Below are 14,904 nucleotides of genomic sequence, written 5' to 3' on the forward strand. Positions count from 1 at the left end.
GAAAAAAGCAGGGAGTATAACTTCCCTGCTACCTGCTTATTACATAAAATTCTTACTATGATTATGAATAACTTGAAGTTCCTTTGTTGACTGGCTCATTTCGCTTTTACAGATTGGACAAAGTGGGACTTCACTACTTTTAAAGTTGTCACGAATCCAACATTTACAAGTCTCTGAAGTACATTCCCAAATCTTCGTTTCTTCTAACTTAATTTCTTCATCATTTTTTCTACCAAACGCCAAAACGATCACTCCTTGTAATTAGTTATGACTGTTTTTGAACACTATGTTGGTTAGCTATGAAACTTTGTTTCTAGCATAATTATATAGATAAAAAGGTGATGCCTTCATTTTGTGCATCACCCTTTTATTTTTAATAGAAATTAAACTGCTTTTACATTAGCTGCTTGTGGTCCACGAGCGCCTTCAACGATTTCAAATGATACAGATTGGCCTTCTTCTAAAGTCTTGAAGCCTTCTGATTGAATAGCTGAAAAGTGAACGAACACATCTTGACCGCCTTCAGATTCAATAAATCCAAAACCTTTTTCTGCATTAAACCATTTTACTTTACCGTTTTCCATGGATGTTACCCCCAACAATTTGTTCACTTTAAATTTCTCGTACATTTAAAATAATAAAAAAGACGTAAGCCCACACAGTTGGGTAATAGACATCACCCACAATTTCGTGCAGTTACGACTACTTAATCCAATAAATATTAACGAACATTAAAGCGTATTTTTATTTTATCATAAAACATCACCTAAGTCAATTTGATTTCAAAAACTAGGAAATAATGAAATATTTTGTATGAAAAAATAAATCCATCCAATCAAATTTTCATCAGTACTTCGGATCGTTACCTACTTTGTAAATCTCCTTGTAAAAAAACTTCCATAAAATCAACGATAAACATTTGAATATTTGCTTCCATTCCAATGAAATCTATCATTTCTGGAGGCTCAGGGTCAGGAATTGGCCGGAAATCAGCACTGCTTTTACCCTTGGCGTTGCCAAATTCTTCGACTTTCACCCTTCTTGGGATATATTTTACAAGGTCGGGATTCGATAAGGCCATGAGCGGAACCACATCATGTAGGGGCGCACCTTGAATACCAGGAACATTTTTCTGATATGCCTGAAAATAATAGTCGAAGGCTGGTTTTATTAATGGTTTAAAGGGGGTTGGACTATTTTCTCCGAGGAACTGTATAATTTCGGGTGTTATTATAGCTTTATTCGTAATATTTAAAGGATGTAAATAGATATTTCGTGCTTTTTCCATAATGATATTTGCGGCAATTGGGTCAACATAGAAATTTGCTTCTGCTTCTGCCGATATATTACCTGGTACTAAAAAGGCACCACCCATTATATAAAATGCTTTAACATCTTTAAAGACTTCATCTCCATATATGATAAACATCAATGCCAACTCAGTCAGTCTTCCCAACGAGACAATCTCCAGATTTTCTTTATACTGTTTAATAATTTCAAGAATCTTATTGAAATCATAAACTTTTCCATTTTTGATGGTATTCGGTGGCTTAATTGGACCTAAACCTTCCTTACCATGAATTTCAGGGTAGTACTGAATGGGGGTGCCTGACAGTGGACCAGCAGCACCAGCAATAATTGGAATATCTTCCCTTTGTCCTAAGGTTAACAAATAGGCAGCATTCTTTACGGATTGCTCTTTTGGAGTATTGCCATAACCGCAAATAATACCGACTATATTTATTTTCGGATTAAGTAAGGCATACATAATTGCAAAAGAATCATCAATTCCCGGGTCAGCAAATAAGAGTACATTATGAGCCATCACTCCACCTCATTTTACTGATTTTTACCTACAATATGCTCATCTCTTTCAGGAAAGACCATAAATAAGGTGGATATATAGGGCTTAGGCTTCCTTCTTAACTTTTACAGCTGCCTTTTTTCTTGAAGTTGCAGCTTTTTTTGTTTTTGGTTTCGTTCGATCAATAGACGCCTGCAAGGCGGCCATTAAATCGGTGACATTCGATGTCACTTCCTTTGTCGAAGCTGTGACCGTTTCCTTTCCTGTACGTTTTGATTCAATCAGTTCAAGAAGGGCAGTGCGGTATTCATCTGTATATTTTTCGGGTTCAAAAACTGTCGTTAATTGATCAATCAGTAAAATAGCCGTATCTAATTCTCTTTTTGTTACTTTATCCTCTGAAGGTACATTTGGTACGTCTCCTGCTTTACGAACCTCATCAGGATAATGAATCGTCTCCATGACTAATGTATTTTCGTATACGCGGATGACAGCCAGCTGTTCCTTTGAACGGATAATAATTTTGGCTAAACCTACTTTCTGCGATTCCTGTAACGCCTTCCGCAACAATGAATAGGCTTTTGAACCGCCTTCATTTGGGGACATATAATAGGTCTTATCAAAGTAAATGGGGTCAATTTCCTTTATTTTTACGAAATCTATGATTTCTACCGCTTTTTCTTCGTTTTCCTTGCGTAACTTTTCAAGTTCTTCGTTATCTAAAATAACAAATTTACCCTTTGTGTATTCATAGGCTTTCACGATATCTTCTGGTTTTACCTCTTCTTCACATACGCTACAAATCTTTTCATACTTAATTGGTGCATGACATTTATTATGCAGTGTCCGAAGTTTAATATCTTTATCTTCTGTTGCAGTATGAAGCTTGATGGGGATGTTTACAAGTCCAAAGCTTATACTTCCCTTCCACATCGTATGCATAAAAATTCTCCATTCTTTTTATTTTTATTTTGTGGTTCTGTCAACTATCCATTCCTAAAAACAATTGGAAAAGGATCAATTTGCATGCAATAAAGCAAACTAAATAAAAAGAAAGGACATTCAAACTATGAAGCCGATGCTGCCGAGTTTAACCTTTGAAAATCCTGAACGGTCAAATTGGTTGTATGAAGTCAAATATGATGGTTTTCGGGCCATCATAGATTGGAATTCCAAAGGAATCAAGTTAACGAGTCGAAACGGAAAAGATTTGTTTCCACAATTTCCAGAGATAAAAGCATTTTTGCTACAACATGAAGAACAATTTAAATCCTTTTTACCACTGCAATTAGATGGTGAACTTGTCTTCCTTGAAAACACTCACAAAGCAACTTTTTCAGCTATTCAAGTACGTGGTCGGCTAAAATCAGAAAAGAAAATTACCGAGCAATCAACCAGCAACCCGTGCCGCCTAATGGTGTTTGATTTATTAATGTTAAAAGGGAATCCGCTTTATCTTCTTGAGTATTATAAAAGAAAAGAAGAACTTCACAAGTTATTCCAAGCAATAGGTTTAGAATTAGATGCCGATCCTTACAACAATCAGTTGCTACAATATGTAACTGCCTACGAAGATTTTAATGACCTATGGGGAAAAGTGGTTTTATATGATGGTGAAGGGATTATTGCTAAAGATAAAAACAGTCAGTGGGATGAAGGCAAACGGACATTACAGTGGTTGAAATATAAGAATTGGAAGTATGTCAGCTGTTTTATCATCGCTTTCGAGAAAACAAATGGCTATTTTTATGTTGGTGTGTATAAAGAGAAGGAAATTCACCCCATTGGTCAGGTACTATTTGGCTTTACGCCTGAAGAAAAGAATGCACTAAAGGAAACTGTAAAAATAAATATGGTTAAAGAGGATAATCAATTTATTTATGTTGAACCAGCCATCTGCCTTGAAGTGAAATATTTAGAGCTATATGAAAATCAATTACGTGAGCCACATTTTCATCGCTTCCAATTCGACATAGAACCATTGGATTGTACATATGACCGCTTTATATTTGGACAAAAGAATTTGCCAGCAGACTTGGAGATTACCCATCCGGATAAACCACTATGGAATCAGCTCTCCATCCAGAAGGCTGATTACATCTTGTACCTACGAGAAATTTCTCCTTATATGCTTCCTTTTTTAAAAAATCGTTTATTAACTGTCATCCGGTATCCACATGGAATGTACGGTGAGGCCTTCTATCAAAAAAACTGTCCCGACTATGCACCTGAATTTGTAGAGACACAGGTTGCTGATGGGATTGACTATATTGTCTGCAATAATTTAAAAACACTCGTATGGCTCGGTAATCAATTGGCGATTGAATACCATATTCCCTTCCAAACCATTAAAAGCAAGGGACCGAGCGAAATTGTTTTCGACTTAGATCCGCCTTCAAAAGATGCCTTTCCGTTAGCTATCAAGGCTGCTCGATACATTAAAGAAATTCTTGATCAATTAAATTTAATAGGGTTTATCAAAACCTCTGGTAATAAAGGATTACAAATCTACCTTCCATTACCAGAGAATGTATACTCATATGAAGATACAAGGCTCTTTACAAGTTTTATGGCAGAGTATTTACTTTCAAAGGACCCTGATTCTTTTACGATTGAACGAATGAAAAAAAACCGTGAGAAACGACTATATATTGATTATATACAACATAGTGAAGGAAAGACCATTGTCGCCCCCTACTCCGTACGGGGTAACGAACATGCCGGTGTGGCAACTCCGCTATATTGGGAAGAAGTAGATGAAAACCTTCATCCCGTTTTGTTTAATATGGAAAATGCACTAAAGCGCATTCGGAACCAAGGTGACCCCTTTCAGGAATATTTTCAATCAAAACAAATCCAGTCTTTTGCTCCCGTTCTAGATTTTTTAAAAAAGACAAAAAAAGGATGAGGCTGATGCCTTATCCTTCCATTGATTGTTTAATAAATTTTTGTGCTTCAACTTGTAATTTGTCGTACGTTTCTTGTTCAGAAAAATCTACTCTTGAATCAAGAATAAAAGCGTTATCTTCAAAATTTAGTGTGATAGAGGCTTTGTAAAGGTAAGTGGCATTTCCAATCAAATCAATTGTGTAGGTATTGTCAAATTTATGAACCACACATTGAACCTTACCGCCATTATTATAGACATTAATCACGTTCTCCATCTTATTTAAACCCGTTAAACATGTAACGAGTGAAGAAGCGGACATCGCCGTCCCACAGGCATTCGTGAAGCCGACTCCGCGCTCAAACGTTCTAACGTAAATTGCTCCCGGCTCCAAGGATTTTACAAAACTAACATTTACACCATCCGGAAATAACTCATTGGGACCATTCACTTTTTCACTAAGTTGTTTTTGAATGTCTATTCGCAATTGGTCTGTATTCACTAGCGTAATTAAATGTGGATTCGGTACAGCGAGAGCAGTAAACCTTAGCTCATCTGATAACTCATCGATTCGCTCGTTAAATAGTGTGGGTTTATTTAAATTTAAAGGTAATGACTTTAATTCAAACAGAACCGGTGAGATTTCGACCTGATAAGTATGGATCTCAGGGTATAGATCTTCCTGCTGGCTTACCTTTAAGTTGGCCTTCATCGTTTCGATGACTGCCTCTTTTAAGGACTTTTGTTCGCAAACATATCTCGCCACTAACCGCAGCCCATTTCCACACATAGATGCCTCTGAACCATCAGCATTGAAGACACGCATTCTCCCATCTACCCCAAAATGCTGACTTTCCAGAATGAAAAGAATCCCATCTGCCCCTAGTTCGGACTCCCGATTACATAACACTTGAGCAAGGCATGCCCTGTCTTTGTCTGTAAAAGAATAGTCATGTGACATTTCATCGATTAGGAGAAAGTCATTCCCAGAACCATGTCCTTTAATTAAATCTATTTGCACTGTAAAAACCCCCAGAAAAGAGATATAAATAGTTTCATTAATCATATCAAACATTATCTGTAAGGGAAACCGTCTAATTTTTCATCTTTCAATAAAATATTCATTGATTAAAACTGACATTCTGAGAAGTTTGTCCTCATCTGATAGTGCCTCCGCAAATGACAGAACAGGCGTATTTGATTCTGGAAATAGTTGAGCCCATTGTAAGGGCATCCATCCCCTGCGGAGACGCCCCACCAGCTGTTCTCCACTGTCGTACACTTGTTCATCCATAAATACTGATGAACCCTCGACCGCACCTACATATCTTCTTGAACTATCTAACAATTCCTTTTTGGTTTTTCTCCACCCGAGTTTTGTTTTTTCGAAACATCCGAGATATTTCCTATTGAAATCGTATACTTCAACCTTCAGTACGCGCCCTGCCTTTCTCTCAAAAAAACCAATCACATTATTATCTAAATTGTATAATGCATAGGTGTTGGACGACTTCAACTTCTTCGAGCCATTTCCGCGAAACTTTTTAATAGTACCCGCTAAATATCCATCCGGAAAATATATCAGTACCCGTGGAGATAGGGAATTCATGCAAAGTACTAATAGATTTTGCACTTCAAATATCGACCTATCAGTTGCTTCAAACCCAACCATATTCCTACCAATTGCGATTGATTGACGCATTCTAAATAAATATAATTGAAAACTAATGATGCTATAGATCAGAAAGGGTATGGTTAAGAGCATAACTTCCTTATTCTTAATAAAAGTAAGATTACCAACGATTATCATAATCGTCGGTACGAGTGCGGCAATACTACCATTTAAGCTCATATTAGCTGTAACTCGGTAATATTCATGTATTTTCATCTGGAAAACTCCTTATCATTTCCTCTACTATAAGTCTATTTAATAGTTTCGAAAAAAATGATAGGAGTTTCTCTCTACGAAAAAAAGGAAAAGAGAAGCGTCCTTTAGACACTTCTCTAAGACTGAATATATTGATGAATGTTAGCCATCGATTTTTTTGCATCTGCGTAGCCTTGATTGTATAACTCTTCTAGTTTTTGCGGATCTCTTTCCATTCTTCCAACCTTCAATGGTTCAGTTGGACGGATGATAAGGACATTACCCGCCTTTTCTTCTTCTTCAAGATAGGCCACCGTATCATTATAAGTTTGATATCTCTTCCTTAAAGATTGCTGCAGACCTTTAAACTTTGGATACTTGCGGTCAACAAGAAAATGAAACTTCGAAGGCTTTTTCAAATACCCTTCATTTCTTGTTAAAATGACAATATTTTTTTTGAAACCATCAATTTGTGCTTTTTTGATCGGTATTGGATCGCTTATGCCACCATCGAGTAAGACCTTATTTTGAAATTGAACCTCTGGAGCAATAAATGGCAAGGAACTCGAAGCACGTAAAACAGTTAAGAGGTGATCTCCATAATCCTGTTTATTAAAATAAACGGGACTTCCCGTCATACAATCTGTCGTACCAACAACAAATTCAGTTGGACTATTATAAAACACATCATAGTGATAGGGAACATGTTGATTAGGTATCTCATCAAAAATAAAATCCATCCCAAAGAATTGCCGGTTTTTAAAATAATTACGCCACGAAATATAGCGGGGATCTGATGCATATTCAATCGTGACTAATTTGTTTCTCCCTTTTTGCTTTGATAAATAGGAGGCTGCATTACAAGCACCAGCTGATACCCCTATTACATACGGAAAGAATAATTCCTGTTCTAAGAAATATTCAAGGATTCCGGCAGTATAAACGCCGCGCATCCCGCCGCCTTCTAAAACTAGTCCAACTTGCTCTACCAAACTGCCCCACCCCTTTTAAATTCACTTAAACCATTTTTACACACAAGACATTATAAAATAACCGTCATTATTTGCAAAATAAAAAGACTTCTCGAAGTAGCAGCCACTTTCATGAAAGCCATCCTAGGATCATTTATTTGCCAAACAAAAACCCGGCAACATTTTTGACGGGTTTTTGAAAGACTTCTATTTGATTAGCCTAAAGATAAATGGAATATGATATTCGTTCCCTTCGAAGGCTTTAACAGCTGCGATAATCGTAAAAATCAGAGCCGCTATCCCTAATACCCATAATATAAAGATTCCAATTAAAATAATAGATAAGATACCGGCGACAACTGTATAAATGAAATAGGAAATAAAAAAATTAAAATATTCCTTCCCATGATAATTAATAAAAGATGACTCATCTTTCTTTATTAGCCAGATAATAAGCGGAGCCAAAATTGGAAAAAATAAGCTTAATATATAAATTCCGGCAGCCATTACCTTTTCATCACTTTTCACCATTCTAATATCCCCCAATGGAATAATTTTTGTTTACTTTATTAAATACGCTTCTCTTGTATAAAGGTTTCAATCTGTTTAATAAAAATAAAAAACATCAATACTAGCTTTTCCTATATCACATATATTGTTAAAATTGATAAAATATATTAATAACGTATAGAAAGGTTTTATATGAATAAATTACTGCTAAAAAACGCTTATGTTTATCCAGTTACTTCTAAACCTCTAAAAAATTATGATGTCCTCATTGAATCAGGAAAAATTAAAAAAATCGGTAGGAATATTACCCCGGATTTGAATATAAAAATAATTGATTGTGGCGGCTCCTTACTTTTCCCCGGTTTTATCGATGTTCATACTCATTTAGGTTTGTACGATGAAGGTACTGGGTGGGCAGGAAACGATGCCAATGAAACCGCCGAAGCACTCACTCCCCATATTCGTGCGATCGACGGAGTATACCCATTAGACCCAGCCTTCACAGATGCTGTAAAAAGCGGTATTACCACTGTCCACATTATGCCTGGCAGTGCGAACGTAATCGGTGGAACAACCTCTGTTATTAAAACAACCGGAAAAAATATTAAGAAAATGATCATTCAAGAGGTTGCCGGTTTAAAAATTGCTTTGGGGGAGAATCCCAAGAGAATTCACAGCAATGGAAATAGTGATTCCATAACAAGAATGGGGATAATGGGAATGCTCAGAGAAGTATTCTACCAAGCCATTCATTCTGATAACCCAGAATGCTTTCGAGTTGCTCCCATCGTCAAGGCTTTAAAAAGAGAAATCCCGGTAAGAATCCACGCTCACCGTGCAGATGATATTATCACTGCGCTTCGATTTGCCGAAGAGTTCAATCTTGATTTACGAATTGAGCATTGCACGGAAGGACATCTAATCGCAGGTGAATTAGATGGAAAGAATTTAAAAGTATCTGTAGGTCCGACACTGACAAGAAGATCCAAAGTCGAATTAAAAAATAAGACTTGGAAAACATACCAAGAATTAACAAAACATGATGTCGAAGTTTCTATCACCACAGATCATCCCTATACACCCATTCAATACTTAAATATCTGCGCAAGTCTTGCCGTTCGAGAAGGATTGCCTGAACAAAAGGCTCTCGAAGGAATAACCATTTTACCAGCACGAAATTTAAAAATAGATCAACAAATTGGAAGCATTGAGGAAGGTAAAGATGCTGATTTAGTCCTATGGAGTCACCACCCCTTCCATTATTTAGCGAAACCAAAATGGACAATGATTGGTGGAGAAATGATCTATACAGAAGAGTAGAATTTTGTTGAAAATTGGTAACAAATTTTATCGAAAAACTAACAAAAAAACTATTTATTTTTTTCATTTTTTCTTGTATCATACTCTAAGTAAAGCTGTTTTAAAGCTGTTTTAAACCTGAATAATTTGGGGGTTTCTGAACATAATCTGCTAACAAAAAAATGATATAGGGAAGGCAAATGGTGCGCCACCAGTTAACTGGTTCTAGTGGGTTCGATTCCCACCCCGGAATTTTTTACGCAACTTTATAAAAAATTTCGAGGGTGGACCGCTTCTTTAATATGGGATCGGAATACCCTAATGGAGGGATATTCATGCTTAAAAAACGTGATCTTCATGACAGCCACACTTTGTACGAATTAATGACGCACCCTGATGTCTTCCCTTTTGTACGTCAAAAAGCTGATTCTTATGAAGAATTTTTATTTATTACTAAACAAACGATTGAAGCTGAAGAGCGTGGTGAATTAGTTTCACGGACTATTCTTGACGAATGGGGCGCGCCGATCGGTACAATAAATCTATATGATATCGAGGATCAATCTGGGTTTTTAGGAACTTGGCTAGGCAAACCCTATCACGGAAAAGGCTATAATAGCCCTGCTAAAGACGCTTTTTTTCAAGAACTTTTTTATGAGATGGGCATTGAAAGGGTCTTCATGCGGATCCGTAAATTCAATATCCGTTCAATTAAAGCAGCAGAAAAGCTTCCATATGTAATAAAAGCAAATGAATCCAGAAAAACACTATATGAACAATTAAACTCGAGCGACGAAATTTATGACTTATATGAAATTTCAAAAGATTTATATACTTTCCACCTCTTAAGGAGTTCTCCCACTGAAACAGATAACTCTCAATTGTTGGAAGCATAAAAAGCAATCGGCCTTACAAAAAGGTCGATTGCTTTTTATATCTTTTCAGAAAATAATAATTCCCTTTATTCTAAGACACTTTGTTCACTCGTGTCCTTTAGTTCACTAATACCCATATGGAGCAAAAATTCATCCAATTCCTCATTCGTTAATGTTTCAAAGCGGCCATCATGAAAAAAAACTTGGGTTTGATTAGGATTAATTCGGTTCATGTTAAAACTCATTTTCTTTGCTCCTTTCATAGATGATTATTTCCTATTATCTACAAAAGGTATTATTTTCATTCTAGAAAATCAAATAGTTCAAAAAATTAAAAACCAATTATAAGGCATATATTCTAGTTTTTTAATGCTTTGCCTAACACATCTTCTCCGCCTGTTACTGGAAGAATACTCCCTGTGATAAAGTCAGATTTTTCATTCGTTAAAAAAGCGATGACTCGAGCGATATCCTCTCCGGTGCCATGTCTTCCATAAGGAAGGTCATCGTCTCTTGCACCGATTGCATCTTCAATATTTTTTTCCTTCCACTCATTTGTTATATCTCCTGGACAAATCATATTGGCCGTTATTCCATGTTCGGCTTCTTCCAATGCAATGGTACGGGTAAGAGAAGCTAATCCTGTCTTAGCTGCAGCAAAGGCAGAACGGTAAATCCAACCAGGGGCGGTTTCAGCCCTGTCATATCCTAGGGTGATAATTCTGCCCCAGTTCTGTTTACGCATAACTGGAATAATTAATTTAGATAAATAAAAAACCGCCGTTAAATTTCCTTGGATTAAATAATTCCATTCTTCAAAAGAGTAGTCCGTTAACTTTTTTCTAGCGTGCACATACGGGCCAGCATTATGAACCAAAACATCAACAGTGGCATATGTCGAGAGTGTTTCATTTACAATTCGGATACAATCCTCCTCGTTCGCTACATCCCCCTGGACTGTTATATTTTTCGTTCCAAAACGATCATCCAAATGTTTTGCTAAGAAAACCGCTTCTGCTTCACTAGTTCGATAATTGATCACAAGCTGATACCCATTTTCCGCAAGCTGTATCGCGGTTTTTCTACCAATTCCAGTAGCTCCTCCTGTAATCAATGCCGTTTTCTTATTCACTCATCATTACCTCTCTATAAATAAAAATTCTCTCTTTACTATATGTTAAAAAGAATTGTTTATATATGCAAATTTAAATAAATGGTTTATGAATAAAATGGAATCAAAAACAACGCGCCGGAAGTTTTAATAACGGATGGGCATTCATTTGCATACTATGGGGTTATAAGAAAAGCGAAAAGGATGTGACCGGATGCAGACTGTAATCAATATCTTCAGCTTAAAAATTAACAGTGTCTCTAACAACGGGTCTGTTAACATCGGTGAAGCCCTTCATAACGCCCATACTGCTAACTCAAAATCCCAGGGACAAAATTCATCCTATGGAGATTTTGCACCGCCAACCGCCGCAATGGAAAATGTTTTTATTGATCCTGATGTAAATGATATGGGTGATATCGCAGATCCATCAAATGTATATACGAATCCAATTATAAAGGAATGAAAAAAATCATGCCCTTTCAGATAAATGTTTTTAATATTAAAACAAATGCTCTAAATAATAATGCAAATATTGATTTTGGAACAAATGTACAAAATAGCCATACAGCCAATACTAAGTGGATAGGAACCAATATAGCCTTTGGAGATTTATCTCCAGCAGGATCTACATCAGTAAATGGATTTGCCGACACGGACATCAGTGACCAGGATCAAATTGCCAACCCAGCCATACCGATTTCGAATCAATTCTAGAAGAGGAAGGATGAATATAGATGTTCCCTTGGAATATATTCCCCTTTAATAAGGACACGAAAGAATCAATCCAAAAAATGAAGCCTGCCGAAATTGATAAATATGTCCAAGACTTAATGGGAAAAATTATGCCGGGTAATATGAAAGGAATGATGAACCCGCAAGATATGTTTGGTGGCTTCCCATCCTCAGTATCCCAGCAAGCAACGGCAGGTGGTTTAAATTCTACAGCCTTTGAAACCCATGACTTTGTTTTTGTAAGAATTCCACTGAAAGATGACGAGTGGGCTAAACAAATACGTATTTATCATACATCCAACCAACTGATTGTAGAACATATCCCAAAACAAGAGGATAAGCATACTATTACCCTACCCGCCATTGTAAAAAAGAAAGGTGCTACAGCAAATATTAAAGATGGAATGCTCGAGGTAAAAATACCGAAAAATGTGGATATGCAGTTTTCAGAAATTGACGTGACAGAAATTATGTAAACGTCTTTTTTTTTGCATCTTTCTCAAATAAAAAAATATGATAAATATAAGGATTCTCAATCATCTTTGTTTGAATAGACCAATTCTGAATAGAGGGTTTTTATGCGATTCTTCTTTCGCTTGTTTACAACTGATAGAACTGTTACAAAGAAAATATCAGAATTGGAAAAAAAAATTTCTGTACTTGAGGCAAGCTTAAGTGAGTTTAAAGCGATCTCAGAGTCTTGTGACCTTCCATCTGAGACAAAGGATCATAAGCCTTCTCCTACCATTCAAATTGACCATCTCCAAGTCGATAAAATCGTCATCGAACACTTAGATTACGCCAACAATTTTGGGCAATTAGGAATTAAAGAGCTTTCAGGAAAATTAAATATTGGCTCGACTTACGAAGGCGAGTTTACGAATAAATTTAATAAAAAATTAGAAGAAAAGTTAAAAAAACAAGCGAAGGTAAACTTTAAAGTAAAAAAAGAGTCATAAAAAACAAAAAGACAGTATTTTGGCTGTCTTTTTGAGTGATAATAATGTCACTTTGCCGATTCATCCTGTTACTCCATTTCCATTCCATCCATTGCATCATCGGTATTGGAATTTTCTGGTTCACTCGGAGTACCAATAATGAATTCTTTTTTCGGCATATTATGCATATCTCGAGCGGTCACATGCGAAATCACATAATAGGTACCTTCTTGCTGAAATGACTTCTCCAATCGATACAGCCCATCTTCTGCTTTCTTAACCTCAACTTTTTCATGTTTTTCATCCTTAGCCCGCCAAACCTCAAAAATAACCTCCGCGTCATTTACTTTTTCTTTTCCTTGCGTCACCATTGCTTCAATCGTTATCGGTTTGTTTACTCCTCCGTTTGCAGGTTTAATAGACAAATTAACCTCTAACATTTCTGGTAGACTTTCTGTTTTATCTTTTTGTTGACTACATGAAACCGCAAGACCAAGAAATAGGACTATTACTACCATTAATGAAAGTTTTTTCACTATTTTTCTCCCCCTACCTTTATTGCTTCACCAATTATATATGTAAACTCATAACTTACGATTACTTTGGCCATACCAATTCCCCTTTTTCCTTACACATGCATTGTTACATATTTATAGATAATATTGCAAAAAATAGAATTTAACAATCAAAAGAAAGGAGAAACTTATGTCAACCCCTTACAAGTGTCCAAATTGTAAAACGAATCGAAGTCGCTTTAATCTTATTCAGCAAGTTTCACAATCTGTTAAGCTTGACCCGCAATCGGGGGAAGTGCTACGAGAGTATGGAGAGAATGATTTAGAACCATTTCATCTCCCATACAATGGGCCCGAATATCGAATTCAATGTGGTGCCTGCGGATTAATTGAAGATGAGCGAACCTTTATCAAGTTTGGCGAACAAAACAACTGACAAACTAAAACACCTTAATCAAGGATAATCGTAAAGTTGCTGATTAAGGTGTTTTTTATTTAGCGAAAATTATTTTTTCTTACGAAATCCAACGAGTCCACTTTCCAAGCATCTACTGGAGAAAATCTTACAAGATGAATCGCTCCTCTAAATGTTTGCCTGCCCCTATCTTCTATGTACCAATCCACCACCACAGGAACAGCCAAACTGATTTCCTCTGTTAAATCTTCCGGTGGTAGTTGCTCCATCCGTGATATTTTAACATTTTCAACCTTTTTTAAAATTGGCTTCCATGTTATTTTTTGTAAGGACGACTGTCCTGTTATGGCTGCATCTTGCTGCTTAAAACCAGATATATAGGCGTTAATGATCTCATAAGGATTAGCTTGATTAAGATAATCATCTAATTTACCGGATGCCTTCAAAATCATCAGCATATGGGATAAGTCCATTGAATTTGTTCGGTGCGTTGTACTCCCAAAGAAATGGATACAAAAATGGCCAGGAAAATTATTTTGCAAGGCCCCACCACCATGTGGCATTCCGTGCATTGATGCGGCAATCCAATGATTATTATGAATAACAACGATTGCCCTTCGTTTCCAGCTCCATTTTCCACTATATATTCTTTTCATGATTTTCGTATCTTTTGAAGTCAATGGTTGTACATCTGCATGATGACTTCCTGCTCTTCTTTGCACCTTAAATTGCTTCCCCGTTTCCACATCCAAAACTGTAAATTTTGTATACTTAGGTAGTAATTCGTTAACCTCATTCCAATTCAACATTTCAATTTTATAACTAATATTTGACGCTGCGTTAACCCCAAGTCCATTTAGGAGGATTTGAATACATACAAACATAAAAGCAATCTTCTTCATTAATGCCCCCCTTTTTATGGTTTTTTTGCTACATTAAAAGAGTTACCTGAAGAAGAAGTTATCATGCATGATTTA

Annotated in this window: 20 protein-coding genes; 8 read left to right on the forward strand and 12 right to left on the reverse strand. The window is 36.3% G+C overall.

Annotated features, from left to right (window positions below; all coding sequences use genetic code 11):
* Positions 1 to 39: 39 nt before the first annotated feature.
* The 4 genes from TY15_RS16120 to ku all read right to left on the reverse strand — a co-directional run bounded on the left by TY15_RS16120 (position 40) and on the right by ku (position 2,746).
* A complete protein-coding gene (locus TY15_RS16120) occupies positions 40 to 243 on the reverse strand; it encodes a cold-shock protein (RefSeq protein WP_179301844.1) in 204 nt (67 codons plus the stop codon).
* A 140-nt stretch (positions 244 to 383) separates the two neighbouring features.
* On the reverse strand, positions 384 to 584 hold the full coding sequence (locus TY15_RS16125) for a cold-shock protein (protein ID WP_040208635.1): 201 nt from the start codon (positions 582 to 584) through the stop codon (positions 384 to 386).
* A 278-nt stretch (positions 585 to 862) separates the two neighbouring features.
* Positions 863 to 1,825, reverse strand: a complete 963-nt coding sequence (locus TY15_RS16130; protein ID WP_040208634.1) for a nucleoside hydrolase — start codon at positions 1,823 to 1,825, stop codon at positions 863 to 865.
* Between the two features lie 84 nt (positions 1,826 to 1,909).
* The gene (gene ku / locus TY15_RS16135) at positions 1,910 to 2,746 is read right to left on the reverse strand and encodes a non-homologous end joining protein Ku (RefSeq protein ID WP_040208633.1); all 837 of its coding nucleotides are present in this window, start codon (positions 2,744 to 2,746) and stop codon (positions 1,910 to 1,912) included.
* Positions 2,747 to 2,873: 127 nt separating this feature from the next.
* On the opposite strand from ku, the gene TY15_RS16140 reads away from it, so the two are divergent.
* Positions 2,874 to 4,712, forward strand: coding sequence for a DNA ligase D (locus tag TY15_RS16140; RefSeq protein ID WP_040208632.1), 1,839 nt, complete (start codon positions 2,874 to 2,876; stop codon positions 4,710 to 4,712).
* Positions 4,713 to 4,722: 10 nt separating this feature from the next.
* Here TY15_RS16140 and dapF read toward each other — a convergent pair whose 3' ends face one another.
* The 4 genes from dapF to TY15_RS16160 form a co-directional block, all read right to left on the reverse strand.
* The gene (gene dapF / locus TY15_RS16145; RefSeq protein WP_040208630.1) at positions 4,723 to 5,712 is read right to left on the reverse strand and encodes a diaminopimelate epimerase; all 990 of its coding nucleotides are present in this window, start codon (positions 5,710 to 5,712) and stop codon (positions 4,723 to 4,725) included.
* Between the two features lie 81 nt (positions 5,713 to 5,793).
* Positions 5,794 to 6,579, reverse strand: coding sequence for a hypothetical protein (locus TY15_RS16150; protein ID WP_040208629.1), 786 nt, complete (start codon positions 6,577 to 6,579; stop codon positions 5,794 to 5,796).
* Positions 6,580 to 6,695: 116 nt separating this feature from the next.
* Positions 6,696 to 7,550, reverse strand: a complete 855-nt coding sequence (locus TY15_RS16155) for a patatin-like phospholipase family protein (RefSeq protein WP_040208628.1) — start codon at positions 7,548 to 7,550, stop codon at positions 6,696 to 6,698.
* 186 nt (positions 7,551 to 7,736) lie between these two features.
* Positions 7,737 to 8,060: a DUF4870 domain-containing protein gene (locus TY15_RS16160; RefSeq protein ID WP_179301842.1), complete on the reverse strand. Its 324-nt coding sequence runs from the start codon at positions 8,058 to 8,060 to the stop codon at positions 7,737 to 7,739.
* 171 nt (positions 8,061 to 8,231) lie between these two features.
* On the opposite strand from TY15_RS16160, the gene TY15_RS16165 reads away from it, so the two are divergent.
* Positions 8,232 to 9,359: an amidohydrolase gene (locus tag TY15_RS16165; protein ID WP_040208625.1), complete on the forward strand. Its 1,128-nt coding sequence runs from the start codon at positions 8,232 to 8,234 to the stop codon at positions 9,357 to 9,359.
* Between the two features lie 314 nt (positions 9,360 to 9,673).
* Entirely contained in the window at positions 9,674 to 10,234 is a 561-nt protein-coding gene (locus tag TY15_RS16170; protein ID WP_040208624.1) for a GNAT family N-acetyltransferase, read from the forward strand.
* Positions 10,235 to 10,299: 65 nt separating this feature from the next.
* Here the strand turns inward: TY15_RS16170 and TY15_RS24700 are convergent, their stop codons facing one another.
* Both TY15_RS24700 and TY15_RS16175 read right to left on the reverse strand, forming a co-directional pair.
* Positions 10,300 to 10,458: a hypothetical protein gene (locus TY15_RS24700; RefSeq protein WP_179301840.1), complete on the reverse strand. Its 159-nt coding sequence runs from the start codon at positions 10,456 to 10,458 to the stop codon at positions 10,300 to 10,302.
* Positions 10,459 to 10,571: 113 nt separating this feature from the next.
* Positions 10,572 to 11,345, reverse strand: a complete 774-nt coding sequence (locus TY15_RS16175; protein ID WP_040208622.1) for an SDR family oxidoreductase — start codon at positions 11,343 to 11,345, stop codon at positions 10,572 to 10,574.
* Between the two features lie 193 nt (positions 11,346 to 11,538).
* On the opposite strand from TY15_RS16175, the gene TY15_RS16180 reads away from it, so the two are divergent.
* From TY15_RS16180 to TY15_RS16195, 4 genes are all read left to right on the forward strand, one after another.
* The gene (locus tag TY15_RS16180) at positions 11,539 to 11,790 is read left to right on the forward strand and encodes a spore germination protein (RefSeq protein WP_040208621.1); all 252 of its coding nucleotides are present in this window, start codon (positions 11,539 to 11,541) and stop codon (positions 11,788 to 11,790) included.
* A gap of 8 nt (positions 11,791 to 11,798) precedes the next feature.
* Positions 11,799 to 12,041 (forward strand): spore germination protein, encoded by a 243-nt coding sequence (locus tag TY15_RS16185; protein WP_040208619.1) that lies wholly within the window; start codon positions 11,799 to 11,801, stop codon positions 12,039 to 12,041.
* A 20-nt stretch (positions 12,042 to 12,061) separates the two neighbouring features.
* Positions 12,062 to 12,535 carry an Hsp20/alpha crystallin family protein gene (locus tag TY15_RS16190; RefSeq protein WP_040208618.1) on the forward strand — a complete coding sequence of 158 codons (474 nt, stop codon included), beginning with the start codon at positions 12,062 to 12,064 and terminating at the stop codon, positions 12,533 to 12,535.
* Positions 12,536 to 12,637: 102 nt separating this feature from the next.
* A complete protein-coding gene (locus tag TY15_RS16195) occupies positions 12,638 to 13,018 on the forward strand; it encodes a hypothetical protein (protein WP_040208617.1) in 381 nt (126 codons plus the stop codon).
* Between the two features lie 68 nt (positions 13,019 to 13,086).
* On the opposite strand, the gene TY15_RS16200 is transcribed toward TY15_RS16195, so the two are convergent.
* Positions 13,087 to 13,533, reverse strand: a complete 447-nt coding sequence (locus tag TY15_RS16200) for a FixH family protein (RefSeq protein ID WP_040208616.1) — start codon at positions 13,531 to 13,533, stop codon at positions 13,087 to 13,089.
* A 169-nt stretch (positions 13,534 to 13,702) separates the two neighbouring features.
* Between TY15_RS16200 and TY15_RS16205 the strand changes: the two genes are divergently transcribed.
* Complete coding sequence (locus TY15_RS16205; protein WP_040208615.1) at positions 13,703 to 13,948, forward strand: hypothetical protein; 246 nt, start codon at positions 13,703 to 13,705, stop codon at positions 13,946 to 13,948.
* Positions 13,949 to 14,007: 59 nt separating this feature from the next.
* Here the strand turns inward: TY15_RS16205 and TY15_RS16210 are convergent, their stop codons facing one another.
* Positions 14,008 to 14,829 carry a hypothetical protein gene (locus TY15_RS16210; RefSeq protein ID WP_040208614.1) on the reverse strand — a complete coding sequence of 274 codons (822 nt, stop codon included), beginning with the start codon at positions 14,827 to 14,829 and terminating at the stop codon, positions 14,008 to 14,010.
* Positions 14,830 to 14,904 lie beyond the last annotated feature (75 nt).

Source organism: Neobacillus jeddahensis (assembly GCF_000612625.1).
In the GTDB taxonomy this organism is placed as follows: domain Bacteria; phylum Bacillota; class Bacilli; order Bacillales; family Cytobacillaceae; genus Neobacillus; species Neobacillus jeddahensis.